At 57.4% G+C, this 484-nt stretch carries 1 protein-coding gene; it reads right to left on the bottom strand.

Annotated elements, in window-relative coordinates; genetic code table 11:
* A partial coding sequence (locus CBG10_RS11320) for a hypothetical protein (protein ID WP_179231260.1) occupies positions 1–469 on the bottom strand: 469 nt, incomplete at its 3' end.
* Between the last annotated feature and the right edge of the window lie 15 nt (positions 470–484).

A 484-nucleotide genomic window follows, 5' to 3' on the forward strand; every position in this document is an offset into this window, starting at 1 on the left:
CCTCAGCGTGTGCGTCAACGAGTGCCGCAACCAGCGCTTGAACGAGTGCTGCAGCGAGTGCGTCAACGAGTGCGTCAGCCAGCGCCTCGACGAGTGCGTCAACAAGTGCATCAACGAGTGCCTCAGCAAGTGCCTCAACGAGCGCCTCAACGAGTGCATCAACGAGTGCCTCAACCAGCGCCTCGACTAGTGCGTCAACGAGCGCTTCAACTAGTGCCTCAGTAAGTGCATCGACGAGCGCTTCAATGAGCGCCTCAGTAAGTGCATCGACGAGCGCCTCAGTAAGTGCATCAACAAGTGCGTCAACGAGCGCCTCAACAAGTGCGTCAACGAGTGCATCGACGAGCGCCTCAACTAGTGCCACAACCAGCGCATCAACGAGTGCGTCAACGAGCGCGTCGACCAGCGAATCAAAGAACGCGACAAAGAGCGCCTCAACCAAGCAAAACAACAACACAACACAGTGCACCTCAACCAACCCCCA

Source organism: Limosilactobacillus reuteri, assembly GCF_002254085.1.
GTDB lineage: Bacteria > Bacillota > Bacilli > Lactobacillales > Lactobacillaceae > Limosilactobacillus > Limosilactobacillus reuteri_K.